The following is a 15,431-nucleotide window of genomic DNA, read 5'->3' as shown; positions in this document are numbered from 1 at the left end:
CGCTGAAATGTGTGTTTCGATGAGCAGGGACGGCCTCGTCGGTCGCAGCCGTCCGCGCGGCCAGGATCGCTACTGGTCAAGGCTCAGGTTGGCCTCCTGAATGATGCCGCCCCACTGCTGCAATTCGCGATGGATGCGATCGGCCATCTCCTGCGGCGTAGTACCCAGCGGCTCGTAGCCCAGTTGCCGGATGCGTTCCTGCATCTGCGGCGCATGGATCACCTTGACGATCGCCGCGTTCAGCCGTTGCACGATCTCCGGCGGCGTACCGACCGGCGCCCAGAAACCCTGCCAACCCGTCAACTCGTAGCCGGGTACGGTCTCGGCCACGGTCGGAACGTCGGGAAGCACGGGCAGGCGCTGCGGCGCGCTGACCGCCAGCACCTTGACGCGCCCGTCGCGCACCAGGCCCAGCGAAGCCGCCACGGGGTCGAGCTTGAGCTTGACCACGCCGGCCATCAGGTCCGAGTTCGTATTGCTGCGGTACGGCACGTGGTTCATCTGCGTATCCGTCATGCGCTCCAGCAACAGCGCGCCCAGATGCGCCGCCGACCCCGGCCCGGTCGAGGCGTAGTCCACGCTGCCCGGCTTGGCGCGGTTCAGCGCAATCAACTCGTCGATGGTGTCGGGTTCGAACTCCTTGTTGGCGATCCACATGTAGCTCAGGTCGAGCGTCAACCCCAAGGGAACCAGATCGCGCTCCGGGTGGTATGGCAGCTTCTTGTAGAGCGGCGGGTTCATGGTCGCCACCTGGTTGAAGCCATACAGCAATGTATAGCCGTCCGGCGTTGCCTTCGCAGCCTTGTCGGTACCGATGATGCCGGCCGCACCCGGGATGGTTTCAATGACCAGCGGTTGGCCGAGCTCCTCGCCCAGCGGCACACCGATCAACCGCGCCAGTACGTCCGGGCTGCCACCCGGCGAACTCGGCACGATCACGCGGATAGGCTTGGATGGATACGTCTGCGCCTGGATGCCCGGGCTCGCCAACCCGAGCGCGAGCCCGAGCGTCGCGGCGAAACGCACGCGTTTGAACATGCCCATGAATGTCTCCCCCCTTGGTCCGGTGCGGCAGGCTCCATGAAGCAGGCCTGCTTCGTCTTCTATTGAATCAACCGCTTCAATTCTAGAAGCGGGCACTCAGTCGTGTCAATCAGTTGATTAAATCAATCGATTGCTTTTCTGAGGAAACACGCATGGAGAGGGAGGCCCATGCGCCTTCCCCATGCGCCACACGGCGCTGCGTTTCGAACGCCTGCGGCTCGCCTCCCAGCCTCCCAGCCTCCCAGTCGGTGAGGTAGTCGACGAACACCCACCCGTCCGCGCGATTGACGCTCGAATTCTTCGAATGTACGATTCAACCACTCGATTAAATCAATTGATTTTATCAAGTTGATTTCCTCACTGAGCGAACACCACTTCCGGCAAGGAACCCCGCGACTATGAACTTCGGATTGACCAGCGAACAGCAGGCCATGCGCGACCACGTGCGTGCGCTACTGGACGACGTTTGTTCCATGGAGTACGCCGCCCGGTGCGACGAGACGCACACGCCGCCGCGCGAGGCCTTCGACGCCCTGGCGCGCAATGGCTGGCTGGGGTTGATAGCGCCGGAGGCGTATGGTGGCGCGGGCGGCACGCCTACCGATCTCGCCCTGCTGCTGGAGGAGACGGGCAGCCACTTCGAAGAACTGGGCCTCTGGCTGTTCCGCAACTTCACCTATGGCTGCTATGCCGTGCTCAAGCACGGCACGCCCGAGCAGAAGCAGCGCATCGTGCCGGGCGTCGTCAAGGGGGAACTCTCCTTCGCCTTCGGCTTGACCGAACCCGACTCGGGTTCCGACGCCGCGGCCCTCAAGACGCGGGCGGTGGCGCACGGCGATGGCTTTCTCATCAATGGGCGCAAGGTGTTCACCTCCGGCATGGACATCTCCGACTATGTCCTGCTGCCGGTGCGTACCAATGACCTGGGCAGAAAGCAGTTGGGCATCAGCACCTTCCTGGTCGACACCCGTACGCCCGGCATCGAGATCCGCAAGATTCCCACGCTCGGCCAGCACGCCATCGGCACCACCGAAGTGACCTACACCGACGTGCGCGTGCCCGGCAGCGCGCTGCTCGGCGAGCTCGACAAAGGCTGGGCGATCTGCGAGGACACGCTGCGCTATGAGCGCCTGTGCCTGTCGGCGGCGCGCATCGGCGCGGCGCGTCGGGCCTTCGAGTACGCGCTGGAATACGCCAAGACGCGCTACCAGTTCGGCAAGCCGATCGGCAGCTTCCAGGTAACGCAGCACAAGTTCGCCGACATGAAGGTGATGCTCGACACCTCGCAGACCATGATCCGCCGCTACGCCTGGCTGATGGAGAACGGCCAGGCCGAACGTGCCGACACCGCTGTGATCAAGTACTACATCGCCGAATCGTACAAGACCATCGCCGACATGTGCCTGCAGATTCTGGGCGGCTACGGCTACTGCATGGAGTACCCGATGCAGCGCTTCTACCGTGACTCACGGCTGGCCACCATCGGCGGCGGCACGTCGGAGATCCAGAAGAACATCATTGCCGCCACGCTGGGGCTGTGATGGCCGGGCCGGTGTCCGAACCCTCGCCCGCCAAGGCAAGGGTGGCCATCCAGCCTTGGCGCACTGCCCGGCGCCCGCCTCAAACCACAAGAGGGCAAGGAGACAACCCGCATGATCCGCACATTCGTACTTTCCGCCATCCTCGGCGCAGCCTTGCCGCTGGCTGCTCCGGCGGCCGCCGACTACCCTGAACGCCCGCTGCGCTTCGTCGTCAACTTCCCACCCGGCGGTGCGGCCGACACGATCGCACGCCTGTTCGGCCAGGAGATCGGCGCTGCCCTGGGGCAACCCGTCGTGGTCGAGAACAAGGCGGGAGCCGGCGGCGCGATCGGCATGGTCTATGCGGCCAAGCAGCCTGCCGACGGCTACACCTTCACCATGGGCACGCTGGGATCGGCGATCGTGCAGCCGCTGATCCAGAAGACGCCCTACGACATGCTGAACGATTTCGACCCGGTTTCGCTGATCGCCACCGGTCCCGCCGTGCTGGTGGTCAACGGCGAATCGCCGTACAAGAGCGTGGCGGATATCGTGAACACCGCGAAGACCAACCCGGACGTGCTCAACTACGGTTCGGGCGGCATCGGCACCTTCGCCCACCTGACCGGAGCGATGCTCAACCAGGCGGCGGGCATCGATATCACCCATGTCCCCTACAAGGGCGGCGTGCAGGCTCTGCAGGATGTACTGGCCAACCAGTTGGAAATGATCGCGGTGGACCCGCCGAGCGCCCTGCCGCACATCCGTTCGGGCAAACTCCGGGCCGTTGCCTATACCGGCGCCCAGCGCAGCCCTCTGCTGCCCGATGTGCCCACCTTTGCCGAAAGCGGCTATCCGAGTCTGGTCGGCGCCAACTCGTGGAGCATCTGGATGCCGGCCGGCGTACCTCGGGACATCGCCGCGACCTTCCACCAGGCGCTGAACAAGACCATGGAGAACCCGGCGCTGCGGGAGAAATTCGCCGAGCTCGGCGCAGAGGCCACCCACTCCACACCTGAGGAGCTGCGCCGCTTCGTCCTGGCCGAGAAGGAGCGCTACGCCAAGGTTGTCCAGCAACAAGGGTTCCGCCCTCAATAGCAGGAACGCATCGCCGCTCCTGAAGATCAGTACATCGTCTGGGTCGGCAGCGGGAAGGAGCGGCCCCGCTGCGCGCTCATCGTCCGGGCCAGTTCCAGTGCGCGCGCCAGCGGGTCGTCGGTGACCTCGGTGACCAGCCCCCACCGGCGGGCGCGCTCGACGTCGAACAACCTGCCGGTCAGGGCCGCATAGGCCAGCCCGCGCGGCGCGATCATGCGGCCAGCGGCCTTGACGATTTGCGCGCCGGGCACGAAGCCGAAATTGATTTCGGGCAGGCCGAACCGGGCGTCCGGGCTGGCGAACACCACCTGCGAGGCCGCCAGGAACGGCATGGCACCACCCAGGCAATAGCCGCGTACGGCGCAGATCATCGTCTGCGGCAGTTCCCACAGCAGCCGGGTGCGCCAGTGCTCGGTGGCTACGCGGGCGCGCCGCATCACATCCGGCGGGCGGGTGGAACTGTCGAAAAAGTCCTTCAGGTCCATGCCGGCCGAAAAGTGATCGCCGACACCGTGAAAGACCAGGGTGTGCACGCTCGCATCGTGCCTGGCTTGCAGCAAGGCGTCCTCCAGCGCGAGGGTCAGCTCCACGCTGATCGCATTGCGCTTGGCCGCGCGATCCAGGCCAATGCAGCGGATACCGTCCGCCTCTTCGATACGCAGCATGGTCAACCTCCCAGCCCGGGCTTGGTCTTGCCGGCGAGAAAGCTCTCGATGGCCCCGGCGCGCGGCGACTGCCGTCCGGCTTGCAGCGCCTTGAGCTCGGCGAACTTGGCCGCGGTGAAACTGAGCGCGCCGTCCCAGCTCATGTCCGCTACATGCAGCAGTGTCTCTTTGGTCAGACGCAGGGCGATCTCGTCCTTGGCCGCGAGCTCGCGCGCCAGCGCATAGGTTTGCGCCTCGAGTTCGGCCGCCGGCAGGCTGTGCGTCGCGAGGCCGTTGCGCTCGGCCTCGCGGCCGTCGAAAGCCGCACCGGTGAGCGCGTGATAGCTCGCCGCGCGCGGGAGCATCACCCCGCACAGCGATCGGGCCAATGGGCCTTCCGTCAAGGCGCCGGCATCGGCTGCGCTCAACGCGAAATGCGCGTCTTCCGCCGCCAGGACGATGTCGCATCCCGCCAGGATGGCGAGCGCTCCGCCCTCGCAGAAGCCATGCACCATGGCCAGCACCGGCTGCGGCAGCAGACGAAGGCGACGCGCCCGCCAATCGTTGGCGGCGTCGCGCGCCGCACGCAGCGCCGCCTCGCCGTGCCGTCCGGCATCCTGAAAATCCGCGATGTCCAGGCCGGCGCAGAAACCAGCGCCCGCGCCGCGCAACACGACGACGCGCACCTGCGTATCGAAGTGCACGGCTTGCAGCAAGGACACCATCTCCAGCGTCATCGCCACATCCAGCAGATTGCGCTGCTCGGGTCGGTTCAACGCGACGGTCAGTATGCCGTCATCGAGATCGGCGCTGATGCAGCGCATCTCGCCCACGTCATGGTTCTGGCCGGTGTATTGCACGTAGTCTCCTTGGTGGACGGTGCGGGGTGGGCCGCACCTGAGCCGCAAGCGCCGGCACGATCACGTCGGCCCGCGGGCGATTCGTTCAGGGGGCGCGGAAACCGGCCGCGGCAAAGCGCACCAACTGCTCCAGCGCTGCCCGCGCATCGAGCGTATCGAGCCCGCCCTCGGTGATCGATTCGATCCGGCCCGGGCTGGCCATGGTGTAGACCATGGCACCGAGCAGGAAATGGAAACGCCAGTGCAGCTCGTCGGCGGGCAGCCTGGGCAGCGCCTTGGCAAGCGCCTCGAGCGCGAGCCGGCTGGACGCGTCGAACGCCTTGGCGAGCACTTCGCGCCGCACCTCTTCGCGTTCGAATGCCATGCGTGCGCGCAGCAACGAGAAGGCGATGCCGTCGGGCGTGTTCAAGGCCTCGAGCCCGGGCCACAGGAACGCACGCAGCACGTCTTCCAGCGCCGGCCGCCCCTGCCGGTTGTACTTGAGCTGGCCCAGCAACTCGACGCGGCGCTCGGCAATGGGCCGGGCGCGCAACGCGAAAAGCTCCTTGAGCACCTCGTCCTTGGAACCGAAATGGTAATGCGCGGCGGCGCTGTTCACCCCGGCTGCGGCGGTGATTTCCCGCAGGCTCACGCCGTCGACGCCGCGCTCGCTGAACAGCCGCTCTGCAGCCTGAAGAATGCGTTCGGGAGTGTTCGCGCCCACGGCCGCGGCGGTGGCTCCGGTATCCCTGTCCATATTGGCCTTCTCGTTATGTCGGACGCAAATTCTAAGAGTGAGCGTCGGCAGATTCAACTAAGTGCCTCAAGCATCCGATTTCCATCCTGGAGCCGGCTCCCCGTAGCCTCCCGTTGACACGGCGCAGCTCGCTCATCATAATTCAATCAATTGATTGAATCAAATGAATGAAGCAATGGAAGTATGCACCTGCCCTGAAGAACAGGCATGCGCCACCTTTCTTCCTTCCCTTTCGCAAAGGACGACATGACTTCAGCCTTCGAAACCATCGGCCTCGACCGGCAGGGCAGCGTGGCGATACTCACGCTGAACCGCCCTGACGTCATGAACGCCATCAACATGCAGATGCGCACGGAACTGCGGCGGGCGCTGGCTGCGCTGCGGCGCGACGCCGAGGTGGGCGCCGCCGTGCTCACCGGCGCTGGCGACAGGAGTTTCTCCGCCGGCATGGACCTGCGCGAGTTCGATCGGATGAACGGCGGCACGCCGATCGCCGAGATGAAGCGCTACCGCTGGGAACGAGGCGAAGGCATCGCTGCCTTCGACAAGCCGCTGATCGCCGCCGTCAACGGTCTGGCGGTGGGCGGCGGCGTCGAGCTGGCGCTTCTGTGCGACCTGAGCTTTGCCGCGGATACCGCGAGCTTTGCCTTCGGCGAAGTCAAGCGCGGCCTGATTCCCGGCAACGGCGGCACCCAGCGGCTGTCGCGACGCGTCGGCCAGGCACGCGCGCTCGACATGATCCTGAGCGCCCGTACGGTGGACGCGGCCGAAGCCCTGGCCATCGGCCTGGTCGAGTACGTGGTGCCGCGCACCGAGCTGCTCGCCCGCGCAGTCGCTTTGGCAGCGCAGATGGCTGCCCATGCACCGGTCGCCGTGCGCACCGCCAAGGCGGCCATCCAGCGCGGCGCCGCATTGCCGTTGGCGGACGGGCTGCTGCTGGAACAGGACCTCGCCACCTTCCTCTACACCACCGAAGACGCCAAAGAAGGGCCGCGTGCCTTCCTCGAGAAGCGCACGCCGGTCTGGCGCGGCCGCTGATCCACCCGGTGCCGCTGCACAGACGCTCGAGCAAGCGCAGCGCCGGCCATTGAATCCCCTCTACAAAGACACGCAAAGATGGATGCCACTGCCGTCAAGATGTACCGTACGTTGCTGTTTGCGCCGGGCAGCCGCCCGGAGCTGCTGGCCAAGGCGCAGACGGGCGAGGCCGATGCCCTGATCTTCGACCTGGAAGACTCGGTGCCGCCGCAGACCAAGGACGAGGCCCGCGGCCACGTCGCCGAGGCGCTTCGGGCCGGCCTGCGCAAGCCCATGTTCCTGCGCATCAACAACCCGCGCGCGGGCGACTTCGCGAGCGACCTCGCCGCGCTCGCCAAGGCTGGCACGCTCGCCGGTGTGGAGGGCATCGTCCTGCCCAAGGCCGAGGACGTCGCGGATGTACGGACGGTCGCACACGCGCTGGCAGGCCTCGAAGCCACGCTCGGTGCGCCAGCGGGGACGCTGGCCGTGATTCCGCTCGTCGAAACCTGCCTCGGCCTGCGTAACGCCTACGACATGGCCAGGGCCTCGCCGCGCGTTCGGGGGCTTGCGCTCGCCAGCGCCGAACAGGGCGACTTCATGGTCGACCTGGGTGGACGCTGGTCACCACAGAGCCTCGCGCTGGCCTATCCGCGCAGCAAGCTCGTGGTGGACGCCCGCGCCGCAGGCATCGACTGGATCGTCGACGGCGTCTTCATGAACCTGCAGTCCGACCAGGCGCTGCGCGCCGAGTGCGAGATCGCGCGCGAACTGGGCTACGTCGGCAAGATGGCCATCCACCCTTCGCAGGTGGCTACCATGCACGAGGTGTTTTCACCCAGTGCTCAGGAGATCGAGTTCGCCCGCGGCCTGCTGGACGCGTTCCGCAAAGGCGAGGCCCAGGGCATCGGCGCCGTGAAGTACCGCGGCATGATGGTGGACTATGCCAACGTCAGACTGGCCGAACGCACCCTGGCATTGGCGGAGGCTCAATGATGGCGACAGTCCACGATTCTCCCGCGCAGGTGGTGCCGGACATGAGTTCCGACGGCAGCGTGCCGCGCGGCGGTTATGCGCCGCTGCGCACGCTGGCCGACGTCGAGGCCATCGAACGCATTCCCCTGGAGCGGCGCATCACGCGCTGGGATTTCGCACTGAACCTGCTTGACGGATGCCGTCACGACCCGGAGCGCGCCGCCCTGCACGCGACGAACAACGGCGAACTCGACGGCACGCTCCTCACCTGGAGCTTCACCGACCTGGAACACCGCGCCATCCAGATCGCCAACCTGCTGCGCGCGAGCGGCGTCGGGCCGACAGACGCGTTCGCCATCGTCAGCCCCACCGTACCGGCGCTGTTCGCGACACTGATCGGCGGCATGCTCGCCGCGCGGCCCTTCCCCATCAACTGGATGCTGGACGCCCACGCCTTGGCCGACCTGATGCAGCGGGCCGAGGTGAAGGTCGTGATCGCCCTCGGCCCGACGCCGGGCTTCCACATATTCGCGAACGTACGTGCCGCGATCGCGCAGCTCGACGCACCGCCGCGGCTCTTCACCCTGCACGACCCCTTCGCTGCAGGGCACGAGGACGACCTGCTGACCGCGGCCGCTGCGTATTCAGGAGAGCACCTGGCTTTCCCGCGCCAGGCCGCGCAGCGCCGTGACGTGGCCTGCTACGTCCATTCCGGCGGCACCACCGGGCATCCGAAGATCGTGCGCGTTCTCCACGGCGGCATGGTCTACCGGCAATGGGCGGCCAACCATGGTCTGGCCTTCACGCCCGAGGACGTGGTGCTGTCCGACACACCACTGTTCCACATCGGCGGCCTGCTGGTGCGCGGCCTGGTGAGCACCGCCAACGGCAACACAGCGGTGCTGCCCAGCATGCATGGGGCACGCGACAAGACCTACCTCGCCAACTACTGGCGCTACGTCGAGCGCTTCGGCATCACGCAGATCTCGGGCGTGCCCACGACGCTATCGGTGCTGGCAAAGAATCCGCCGACCACGGAAGACATTTCGTCGCTGCGGGCCTACTTCGCGACCGGCTCGGCGCCCGTCCCGCCGGCGATTCAGAACCGCATCGTCGAGATCACGGGCGCCCGCACGCTGCAAAGCTACGGCCTGACAGAGAACACCAGCCACGCCACGCTGGACCCGCGCGACGGCGAGATCCGCAGCGGATGCTCCGGCATCCGGGTGCCGTACATGCAACTGCGCATCGTGAAGATGGCCGAGGACGGCAGCGTACTGCGCGACTGCGCGACCGGTGAGATAGGCATGATCCTGGTCGGCGGGCCGGGCGTGGCCGGCGGCTACCTCGATCCCGCGCAGGATCGCGGCGCCTTCCTGCACGACGGCTTTTTCGTGACCGGCGACCTGGGCAGCCTGGACGAGGATGGCTACCTGCGCGTCAGCGGCCGCCAGAAGGACCTCATCATCCGCGGCGGCCACAACATCGAACCCGCGCTGATAGAGAACGCCCTGCTGTCCTCCCCCTGGGTCGCGGTGGCGGCCGCCGTGGGCAAGCCCGATGCGCACGCCGGCGAACTGCCGATAGCCTATGTCGAACTGCATCCCGGCGCCCAGGTCTCGGCCGAAGAGCTGCTGCGCTACGCCGCCGAGCGCATACCGGAAAGGCCGGCCGTGCCCAAGGAAATCGTCTTCCTGGACAGGCTGCCGCTGACCTCGGTGGGAAAGCCCATCAAGCATCTGTTGCAACTTGACGCCGCCAGGCGAGTATTCAACGAGGCCTTGCGCGACGTGCCCGGCGAATGGGAACTGCAGGTCACCAATACCGGCGGCAACGGGCTTGCCACGACGCTGACGCTCAAGGGCGGGGCCGCCGGTGCGCGCCAGCGGGCTGAAGAGATTCTTTCGGCGTATGCCACACCCTATGCCATCGAGGAACGGCCGGCATGACGGGACCGCTACGCCATCCACTGCGCTCGTCCCCTTGGCTGCCGGCGCGGCTCTCGAGCCCTTCTCGTTGGACTCGCCCCACAGGGTCTTTCTTGCGCGAATGGCCGGTGATAGTATACGCACCGTAAATGTTTCGTATAACGCTGGTCGTTGACGGCGGCGTCCTGAGTTTCGGCTTTTTCCCCGCGAACCTGCGCGCAGCCGGCGCATCCAACCGTTCGGCCCTGCCGCCGGGACGAAGGTGCCGTGGGGCATTCCGGACATCACGTTCACATGCATTCGAAAACTCGACGCTCCTGTTGACGCACGCCTGCATGGCACACTTGCCGTGCAGCGCGAAAGTCGCCCCTTCTCGAGGAGCCACTCCATGTTGCTGCATCGCTGGCTGGGCCGTTCCCGCCGTTCATTCTCGACCTGCGCTTTCGGCTTGGCTTTGAGTGCAGCGCTGGCCTTGGTCTGCTCCGGCGCACACGCAGCCGAGAAACTCAAGGTCATCACCACCTTCACCGTCATTGCCGACATGGCTCGCAACGTGGCAGGCGATGCGGCCGAGGTCGAGTCCATCACGCGGCCCGGCGCCGAGATCCACGAGTACCAGCCTACCCCGGGCGACCTGGTTCGCGCGCAGGGCGCGCAACTGGTGCTCTGGAACGGCCTGAACCTGGAGCTCTGGTTCGAACGCTTCTTCCAGCGGCTCAAGGAGGTACCCAGCGTGGTCGTCACCAGGGGCATCGAACCCATGGGTATCGAATCCGGCCCGTATCGCGGCAAGCCCAATCCACATGCCTGGATGTCGCCCGACAACGCGCTGGTCTACGTGGACAATATCCGCGATGCGCTGGCCGAGCACGACCCGGCCAATGCCGACACCTATCGAGCCAACGCACAAGCCTACAAGGCGAGTATCCGTGACGCCATCGAGCCGATACGCAAGCGATTGCAGTCCATCCCGCCCGAGCGCCGCTGGCTGGTTTCCAGCGAAGGGGCGTTCAGCTACCTCGCCCGCGACTTCGGCCTCGAGGAACTGTATCTCTGGCCCATCAACGCCGACCAGCAAGGTACACCACAGCAAGTGCGGCGCGTCATCGACGCTATACGCACCAACCGCATACCCGCCGTGTTCAGCGAAAGCACCGTGTCGGCCGATCCGGCGCGTCAGGTCGCCCGCGAAACCGGCGCGCGCTATGGCGGCGTGCTCTATGTCGATTCGCTCAGCGAACAGAATGGGCCGGTGCCCACCTACCTCGACTTGCTGCGCGTCACCGCCGACACGATCGCGCGAGGGCTGGAACCTTGACCGGGCAGGATAACGTGCGCGCGCACGGTGCTTCGGCCGGACAGCCATGCGGCTTGAGGGTGGACGATGCCACCGTGACCTATCGGAACGGTCATACGGCGTTGCGCAGCGCCAGCTTCGAGATTCCCGCGGGCACCATCACCGCGCTGGTCGGGGTCAATGGCAGCGGCAAGTCCACGCTGTTCAAGGCCATCATGGGCTTTGTGCGCCTGGCGCGCGGCCGCGTCGAGGTGCTGGGCATGCCGGCGCCCCAGGCACTGCGCCGCAGGCTGGTTGCCTACGTGCCCCAGAGCGAGGACGTGGACTGGAACTTTCCGGTCCTGGTGGAAGACGTGGTCATGATGGGACGTTACGGCCACATGAACCTGCTGCGTCGTCCCAAGGCGGCCGACCGGCAGGCCGTCGATACGGCGCTGGTCAGGGTGGGCATGAACGCGCTGCGCACCCGGCAGATCGGCGAACTTTCGGGTGGGCAGAAAAAGCGCGTGTTCCTGGCGCGGGCCCTGGCGCAGGATGCGCGCGTCATCCTGCTCGACGAGCCCTTCACGGGAGTGGACGTGACCACCGAAGACGCCATCATCGAACTGCTGGGCCAGTTGCGCAACGAAGGCCGGGTCATGCTGGTGTCCACTCACAACCTGGGCAGCGTACCCGAGTTCTGCGACCGCGCGGTGTTGCTCAACCGCACGGTGCTGGCCCACGGGCCGACCTCGCAGGTGTTCACGCGCGCCAACCTGCAGGCCGCTTTCGGCGGCGTGCTCAGGCACTTCATGCTCAGTGAGACCGACGAACGGCGCGCGCAGAGCGTCGGCATCTTCTCCGACGACGAACGGCCCCTGGTGTTCTACGGCGAGACCGCGACGCCGCGCGAGCCCGGAACACACTCGCGGCAGCAATCGTCATGATGGCGCAGCTTGCCGCCCCGTTCGGCTACGACTACATGCTCAACGCCATGTGGGTGTCTGCCCTGGTGGGCACCGTATGCGCGTTCCTGTCAGCCTACCTGATGCTCAAGGGCTGGTCGCTGATCGGCGACGCCTTGTCCCACGCCATCGTGCCCGGCGTGGCCGGCGCCTACATGCTGGGCCTGTCGTTCTCCGCGGGCGCTTTTCTCTCGGGCCTTCTGGCTGCAGGCGCCATGCTGTTCCTGAACCAGCGCACCCGGCTGAAGGAAGACGTCGTCATCGGCCTGGTGTTCTCGGCCTTCTTCGGCCTGGGGTTGTTCATGACTTCGCTGGCGCCCACCTCGGTCAACATCCGGACCATCATCCTGGGCAACATCCTGGCCATCACACCCGAGGACACGCTGCAGTTGGCCATCATCGGCGTCCTCTCGCTGGCCGTGCTCCTGGTCAAATGGAAAGACCTGATGGTGGTGTTCTTCGACGAAAGCCACGCTCGTTCGGTGGGCATCCATCCGACTCGCATGAAGGTGCTGTTCTTCTGCCTGCTGTCCGCGTGCACGGTGGCGGCGATGCAGACCGTGGGGGCCTTTCTGGTGGTGGCCATGGTGGTCACGCCGGGCGCCACGGCCTACCTGCTGACGGACCGCTTTCCACGCCTTTTGGCGATCAGCGTCGCCATCGGGGCGGTCAGCAGCTTCGTAGGCGCCTATGCCAGCTATTTTCTGGACGGGGCCACGGGCGGGATCATCGTCCTGCTGCAGACTTCGTGCTTCCTGGCGGCCTTCGTGTTCGCCCCCAAGCATGGGCTGCTGGCGGCGCGCCGCCGAGCGGCTTCGCAAGAGGAGACACCATGAATCCGCCGGACACCCTCAGGGGCGATGCTCCCGCCGAGGGGGCGGCGCGCAACGCCAAGAGGATTACATGACCCTGCCCGACGCTCTGCTGGCGCCGCTGCAATACGACTTCATGCGTCAGGCGCTTCTGATTTCCGTGCTGGTGGCCGTACCCACGGCCCTGCTGTCCTGCTTGCTGGTGCTCAAGGGCTGGGCGCTGATGGGCGATGCGGTCTCGCACGCGGTATTTCCCGGCGTGGTGCTGGCCTACATGGCGGGCGTGCCCCTGGGGCTGGGGGCCGTGGCCGCCGGCATGGTGTGCGCGGTCGGTACCGGCTACCTGCAGGCGAACAGCCGGCTCAAGCAGGACACGGTCATGGGCGTGGTGTTCTCGGGTATGTTCGGACTGGGTGTCGTGCTCTACACAAGCATCCATACCGATGTCCACCTGGATCACATTCTTTTTGGCGACATGCTGGGTGTGAACGGGAGAGACCTGGCCGAAAGCGGCACCATCGCGCTGCTCGTGGCAGGCATCATCGGGCTGAAGTGGCGCGACTTCCTGCTGCATGCCTTCGATCCGGTGCAGGCGCGCACCGTGGGCCTGAGAGTCGGCCTGTTGCACTACGGGCTGCTGGCCATGCTGTCGCTGACCATCGTGGGCGCACTCCAGGCCGTCGGCATCATCCTGGTCATTTCGCTGCTCATCGCACCTGGCGCCATCTCCATGTTGTTGACCCGCACCTTTGGCGCCATGATGTGCTGCGCGGTGATGATTGCCGTGTCGGCCTGCCTGTTCAGTGTCTACGCTAGCTTCTTCCTGGACAGCGCGCCTGCTCCCACCATTGTGGTCACGTTGTCCGGGCTGTTCGTCATCGTATTTGCATGCAGATCCTGGTCTGCCCGGCGCCAGTCGCCGCGCTAGAACGGCCGCTGGCAACCGGCATCTGCCTGCCGGCCCAGGTAGGCTGAGAAACGTATGCCAACCATCGACGAGGCAAGTTATGGGACTGGTCAAGATTTCCGAAGCCCTGCACGAGAGTCTGCGTACCGCCAGTGCAGCGTTCAGCCGTTCGATCAATGCGCAAGCCGAGCATTGGCTGCGCGTCGGGATGCTTGCCGAGCTCTATCCATCGCTGACCTACACCGAGCTTTGCCGCCTTCTGCTCGAAGCGGAGAAAGCCGACGGCGATCTGCACGCGCTGATCGCCCACGTGGATGCCAAGATCTCCGAGAAGGGAACGCGCGTTGCCTGAAATGAAGGCATTCGGGCAGAGATCGGGCGTACTCCGCTTGCCAAGCGGTACCGCTGGTTCGGCGTGCCTCCGGCCCCTAGTCGTCGGGCATGCCGGATTCATCGGTCATACCTGCGCCGGCTCCGCCGGGGGCCGTATCAAACTCTCGGCGGGAATACCCAGCTCCCGGTGCAGTTTCCAGATCATCGGCAGCGTCAGCGACCGCTTGCGGTTCAGCACCTCATAGACGCGGTTGCGCTTGCCGATCATCGGCTCCAGGTCCTTGGCCGTCAGTCCACCCTGCTCCATCCGGAACTTGATCGCCTCAACCGGATCGGGCAATTCGATCGGATAGTGCTTCGCTTCGTACGCCTGTACCAGCGTCGCCAGCACATCCAGACGGTCGCCTTCCTGTGTTCCCTGATCCGGATCGTTCTCCATCAATCGGGCAACCTCCTTGAGCGCGGCCTTGTAGTCAGCATCATTGCGTATCGGTCGGATATCCGTCTTCACTCCATTTCCACGGTCTCCGCATCGATCTCGTCGTACATCACGCTGGACCCCACCCGCCATCGGATGTACCTGAACGGACAGGGCTGGTACAAGGAAAACACGCTGTACGTGGTCGATACCCGCACCATGCAGGTCACGCACACCCTGCCCGGCTTCGGCACGGTGAAGGCGCCGGGCATGGCCATCGACATCGAGGGGCAGCGCCTGTTCGTGTCCAGCTTCACGCCGGAACTGTTCACCGTCGACACCGAGAACATGGCCATCACCTCGCGCGTGCGGCTGCAGACCGAACAGGCGATCACGATGGTCTACGAGCCTTCCAGCAAACGCATCCTCGCGGTCGACCAGGGCGCGGCGCGCATGCGCTACTTCCAGGAGAAGGACATCGTCAACTTCAAATCGGTCAATCCGGGTAACCAGATCATCTCCATCGACAGCACCACCGGCAGGGAAACCCGCCAGGTGGCCGCCGCCGACGGCCCGCTCGACCTGCTCCTCGACAGCAAGAAGAAGCGCCTGTTCGTCACCCACCGCGAAGGCGGCAAGGTGTCGATCTACGACAGCGACAGCCTGGACCTGCTGCAAGTCATCGACGTGCCGCCGATGCCCAACAGTCTGGCCTACGACGAAGCCGACAACGCGCTGTTCGTCACCGTCAAGAACGACCCCGGCATGGGCACCATGCCCGACGGCCGCGCAGCCCGCAAGCACCCGGGCGGCCAGCCGGCACTGCCGGAAAAGCTGGTGCGCATCGATCTGCCGCCACGTTGACCGATAGTCAGTCGACCAAGCCGAACCGCCCTGC

17 protein-coding genes are annotated in these 15,431 nt (G+C 65.8%); 11 read left to right on the top strand and 6 right to left on the bottom strand.

The window, feature by feature from the left end; translation table 11 throughout:
- Positions 1-69 precede the first annotated feature (69 nt).
- Positions 70-1,044 (bottom strand): Bug family tripartite tricarboxylate transporter substrate binding protein, encoded by a 975-nt coding sequence (locus tag FOZ76_RS20305; RefSeq protein WP_143950098.1) that lies wholly within the window; start codon positions 1,042-1,044, stop codon positions 70-72.
- 109 nt (positions 1,045-1,153) lie between these two features.
- Complete coding sequence (locus tag FOZ76_RS27580; protein ID WP_170235555.1) at positions 1,154-1,312, bottom strand: hypothetical protein; 159 nt, start codon at positions 1,310-1,312, stop codon at positions 1,154-1,156.
- Positions 1,313-1,442: 130 nt separating this feature from the next.
- On the opposite strand from FOZ76_RS27580, the gene FOZ76_RS20300 reads away from it, so the two are divergent.
- A complete protein-coding gene (locus FOZ76_RS20300) occupies positions 1,443-2,585 on the top strand; it encodes an acyl-CoA dehydrogenase family protein (protein WP_143950097.1) in 1,143 nt (380 codons plus the stop codon).
- Positions 2,586-2,696: 111 nt separating this feature from the next.
- A complete protein-coding gene (locus FOZ76_RS20295; protein ID WP_143950096.1) occupies positions 2,697-3,662 on the top strand; it encodes a Bug family tripartite tricarboxylate transporter substrate binding protein in 966 nt (321 codons plus the stop codon).
- A 26-nt stretch (positions 3,663-3,688) separates the two neighbouring features.
- Here the strand turns inward: FOZ76_RS20295 and FOZ76_RS20290 are convergent, their stop codons facing one another.
- From FOZ76_RS20290 to FOZ76_RS20280, 3 genes are all read right to left on the bottom strand, one after another.
- Positions 3,689-4,327 carry an enoyl-CoA hydratase/isomerase family protein gene (locus FOZ76_RS20290; RefSeq protein WP_143950095.1) on the bottom strand — a complete coding sequence of 213 codons (639 nt, stop codon included), beginning with the start codon at positions 4,325-4,327 and terminating at the stop codon, positions 3,689-3,691.
- A gap of 2 nt (positions 4,328-4,329) precedes the next feature.
- Entirely contained in the window at positions 4,330-5,166 is an 837-nt protein-coding gene (locus tag FOZ76_RS20285) for an enoyl-CoA hydratase-related protein (RefSeq protein WP_143950094.1), read from the bottom strand.
- Between the two features lie 85 nt (positions 5,167-5,251).
- Positions 5,252-5,902, bottom strand: a complete 651-nt coding sequence (locus FOZ76_RS20280) for a TetR/AcrR family transcriptional regulator (protein WP_143950093.1) — start codon at positions 5,900-5,902, stop codon at positions 5,252-5,254.
- Between the two features lie 246 nt (positions 5,903-6,148).
- Here FOZ76_RS20280 and FOZ76_RS20275 point away from each other — a divergent pair, with 246 nt between their 5' ends.
- From FOZ76_RS20275 to FOZ76_RS20240, 8 genes are all read left to right on the top strand, one after another.
- Positions 6,149-6,940: an enoyl-CoA hydratase/isomerase family protein gene (locus FOZ76_RS20275; RefSeq protein ID WP_170235554.1), complete on the top strand. Its 792-nt coding sequence runs from the start codon at positions 6,149-6,151 to the stop codon at positions 6,938-6,940.
- Between the two features lie 78 nt (positions 6,941-7,018).
- The gene (locus tag FOZ76_RS20270; RefSeq protein ID WP_143950091.1) at positions 7,019-7,915 is read left to right on the top strand and encodes an HpcH/HpaI aldolase/citrate lyase family protein; all 897 of its coding nucleotides are present in this window, start codon (positions 7,019-7,021) and stop codon (positions 7,913-7,915) included.
- Positions 7,912-9,843, top strand: a complete 1,932-nt coding sequence (locus FOZ76_RS20265) for an AMP-binding protein (RefSeq protein WP_143950090.1) — start codon at positions 7,912-7,914, stop codon at positions 9,841-9,843. The genes FOZ76_RS20270 and FOZ76_RS20265 overlap by 4 nt, the downstream gene beginning before the upstream one ends.
- 367 nt (positions 9,844-10,210) lie before the next feature.
- Positions 10,211-11,140, top strand: a complete 930-nt coding sequence (locus FOZ76_RS20260) for a metal ABC transporter substrate-binding protein (RefSeq protein ID WP_143950089.1) — start codon at positions 10,211-10,213, stop codon at positions 11,138-11,140.
- A gap of 14 nt (positions 11,141-11,154) precedes the next feature.
- Complete coding sequence (locus FOZ76_RS20255) at positions 11,155-12,045, top strand: manganese/iron ABC transporter ATP-binding protein (RefSeq protein WP_170235596.1); 891 nt, start codon at positions 11,155-11,157, stop codon at positions 12,043-12,045.
- Complete coding sequence (locus tag FOZ76_RS20250) at positions 12,042-12,899, top strand: metal ABC transporter permease (protein ID WP_143950087.1); 858 nt, start codon at positions 12,042-12,044, stop codon at positions 12,897-12,899. The genes FOZ76_RS20255 and FOZ76_RS20250 overlap by 4 nt, the downstream gene beginning before the upstream one ends.
- A 67-nt stretch (positions 12,900-12,966) precedes the next feature.
- Complete coding sequence (locus FOZ76_RS20245; RefSeq protein WP_143950086.1) at positions 12,967-13,803, top strand: metal ABC transporter permease; 837 nt, start codon at positions 12,967-12,969, stop codon at positions 13,801-13,803.
- A gap of 79 nt (positions 13,804-13,882) precedes the next feature.
- Positions 13,883-14,134: a ParD-like family protein gene (locus FOZ76_RS20240; protein WP_143950085.1), complete on the top strand. Its 252-nt coding sequence runs from the start codon at positions 13,883-13,885 to the stop codon at positions 14,132-14,134.
- 105 nt (positions 14,135-14,239) lie between these two features.
- Here FOZ76_RS20240 and FOZ76_RS20235 read toward each other — a convergent pair whose 3' ends face one another.
- A complete protein-coding gene (locus tag FOZ76_RS20235) occupies positions 14,240-14,626 on the bottom strand; it encodes a helix-turn-helix domain-containing protein (RefSeq protein ID WP_143950084.1) in 387 nt (128 codons plus the stop codon).
- Between the two features lie 63 nt (positions 14,627-14,689).
- On the opposite strand from FOZ76_RS20235, the gene FOZ76_RS20230 reads away from it, so the two are divergent.
- Positions 14,690-15,397 carry a YncE family protein gene (locus FOZ76_RS20230; protein WP_143950083.1) on the top strand — a complete coding sequence of 236 codons (708 nt, stop codon included), beginning with the start codon at positions 14,690-14,692 and terminating at the stop codon, positions 15,395-15,397.
- Positions 15,398-15,431 lie beyond the last annotated feature (34 nt).

This window comes from Verticiella sediminum, assembly GCF_007558815.1.
In the GTDB taxonomy this organism is placed as follows: Bacteria; Pseudomonadota; Gammaproteobacteria; order Burkholderiales; family Burkholderiaceae_B; genus Verticiella; species Verticiella sediminum.
Note: the sequence above shows the minus strand (reverse complement) of the source record. Positions and strands in the feature narration are given on the sequence as shown.

Bases quoted from the DNA above. Each gene is read 5' to 3' on its own strand.
- FOZ76_RS20230 (WP_143950083.1), top strand. From the start codon at position 14,690: ATGTACCTGAACGGACAGGGCTGGTACAAGGAAAACACGCTGTACGTG.
- FOZ76_RS20270 (WP_143950091.1), top strand. From the start codon at position 7,019: ATGGATGCCACTGCCGTCAAGATGTACCGTACGTTGCTGTTTGCGCCG.
- FOZ76_RS20275 (WP_170235554.1), top strand. From the start codon at position 6,149: ATGACTTCAGCCTTCGAAACCATCGGCCTCGACCGGCAGGGCAGCGTG.
- FOZ76_RS20295 (WP_143950096.1), top strand. From the start codon at position 2,697: ATGATCCGCACATTCGTACTTTCCGCCATCCTCGGCGCAGCCTTGCCG.
- FOZ76_RS20305 (WP_143950098.1), bottom strand. From the start codon at position 1,044: ATGGGCATGTTCAAACGCGTGCGTTTCGCCGCGACGCTCGGGCTCGCG.
- FOZ76_RS20290 (WP_143950095.1), bottom strand. From the start codon at position 4,327: ATGCTGCGTATCGAAGAGGCGGACGGTATCCGCTGCATTGGCCTGGAT.
- FOZ76_RS20260 (WP_143950089.1), top strand. From the start codon at position 10,211: ATGTTGCTGCATCGCTGGCTGGGCCGTTCCCGCCGTTCATTCTCGACC.
- FOZ76_RS20280 (WP_143950093.1), bottom strand. From the start codon at position 5,902: ATGGACAGGGATACCGGAGCCACCGCCGCGGCCGTGGGCGCGAACACT.
- FOZ76_RS20265 (WP_143950090.1), top strand. From the start codon at position 7,912: ATGATGGCGACAGTCCACGATTCTCCCGCGCAGGTGGTGCCGGACATG.
- FOZ76_RS20245 (WP_143950086.1), top strand. From the start codon at position 12,967: ATGACCCTGCCCGACGCTCTGCTGGCGCCGCTGCAATACGACTTCATG.
- FOZ76_RS20240 (WP_143950085.1), top strand. From the start codon at position 13,883: ATGGGACTGGTCAAGATTTCCGAAGCCCTGCACGAGAGTCTGCGTACC.
- FOZ76_RS20300 (WP_143950097.1), top strand. From the start codon at position 1,443: ATGAACTTCGGATTGACCAGCGAACAGCAGGCCATGCGCGACCACGTG.
- FOZ76_RS20250 (WP_143950087.1), top strand. From the start codon at position 12,042: ATGATGGCGCAGCTTGCCGCCCCGTTCGGCTACGACTACATGCTCAAC.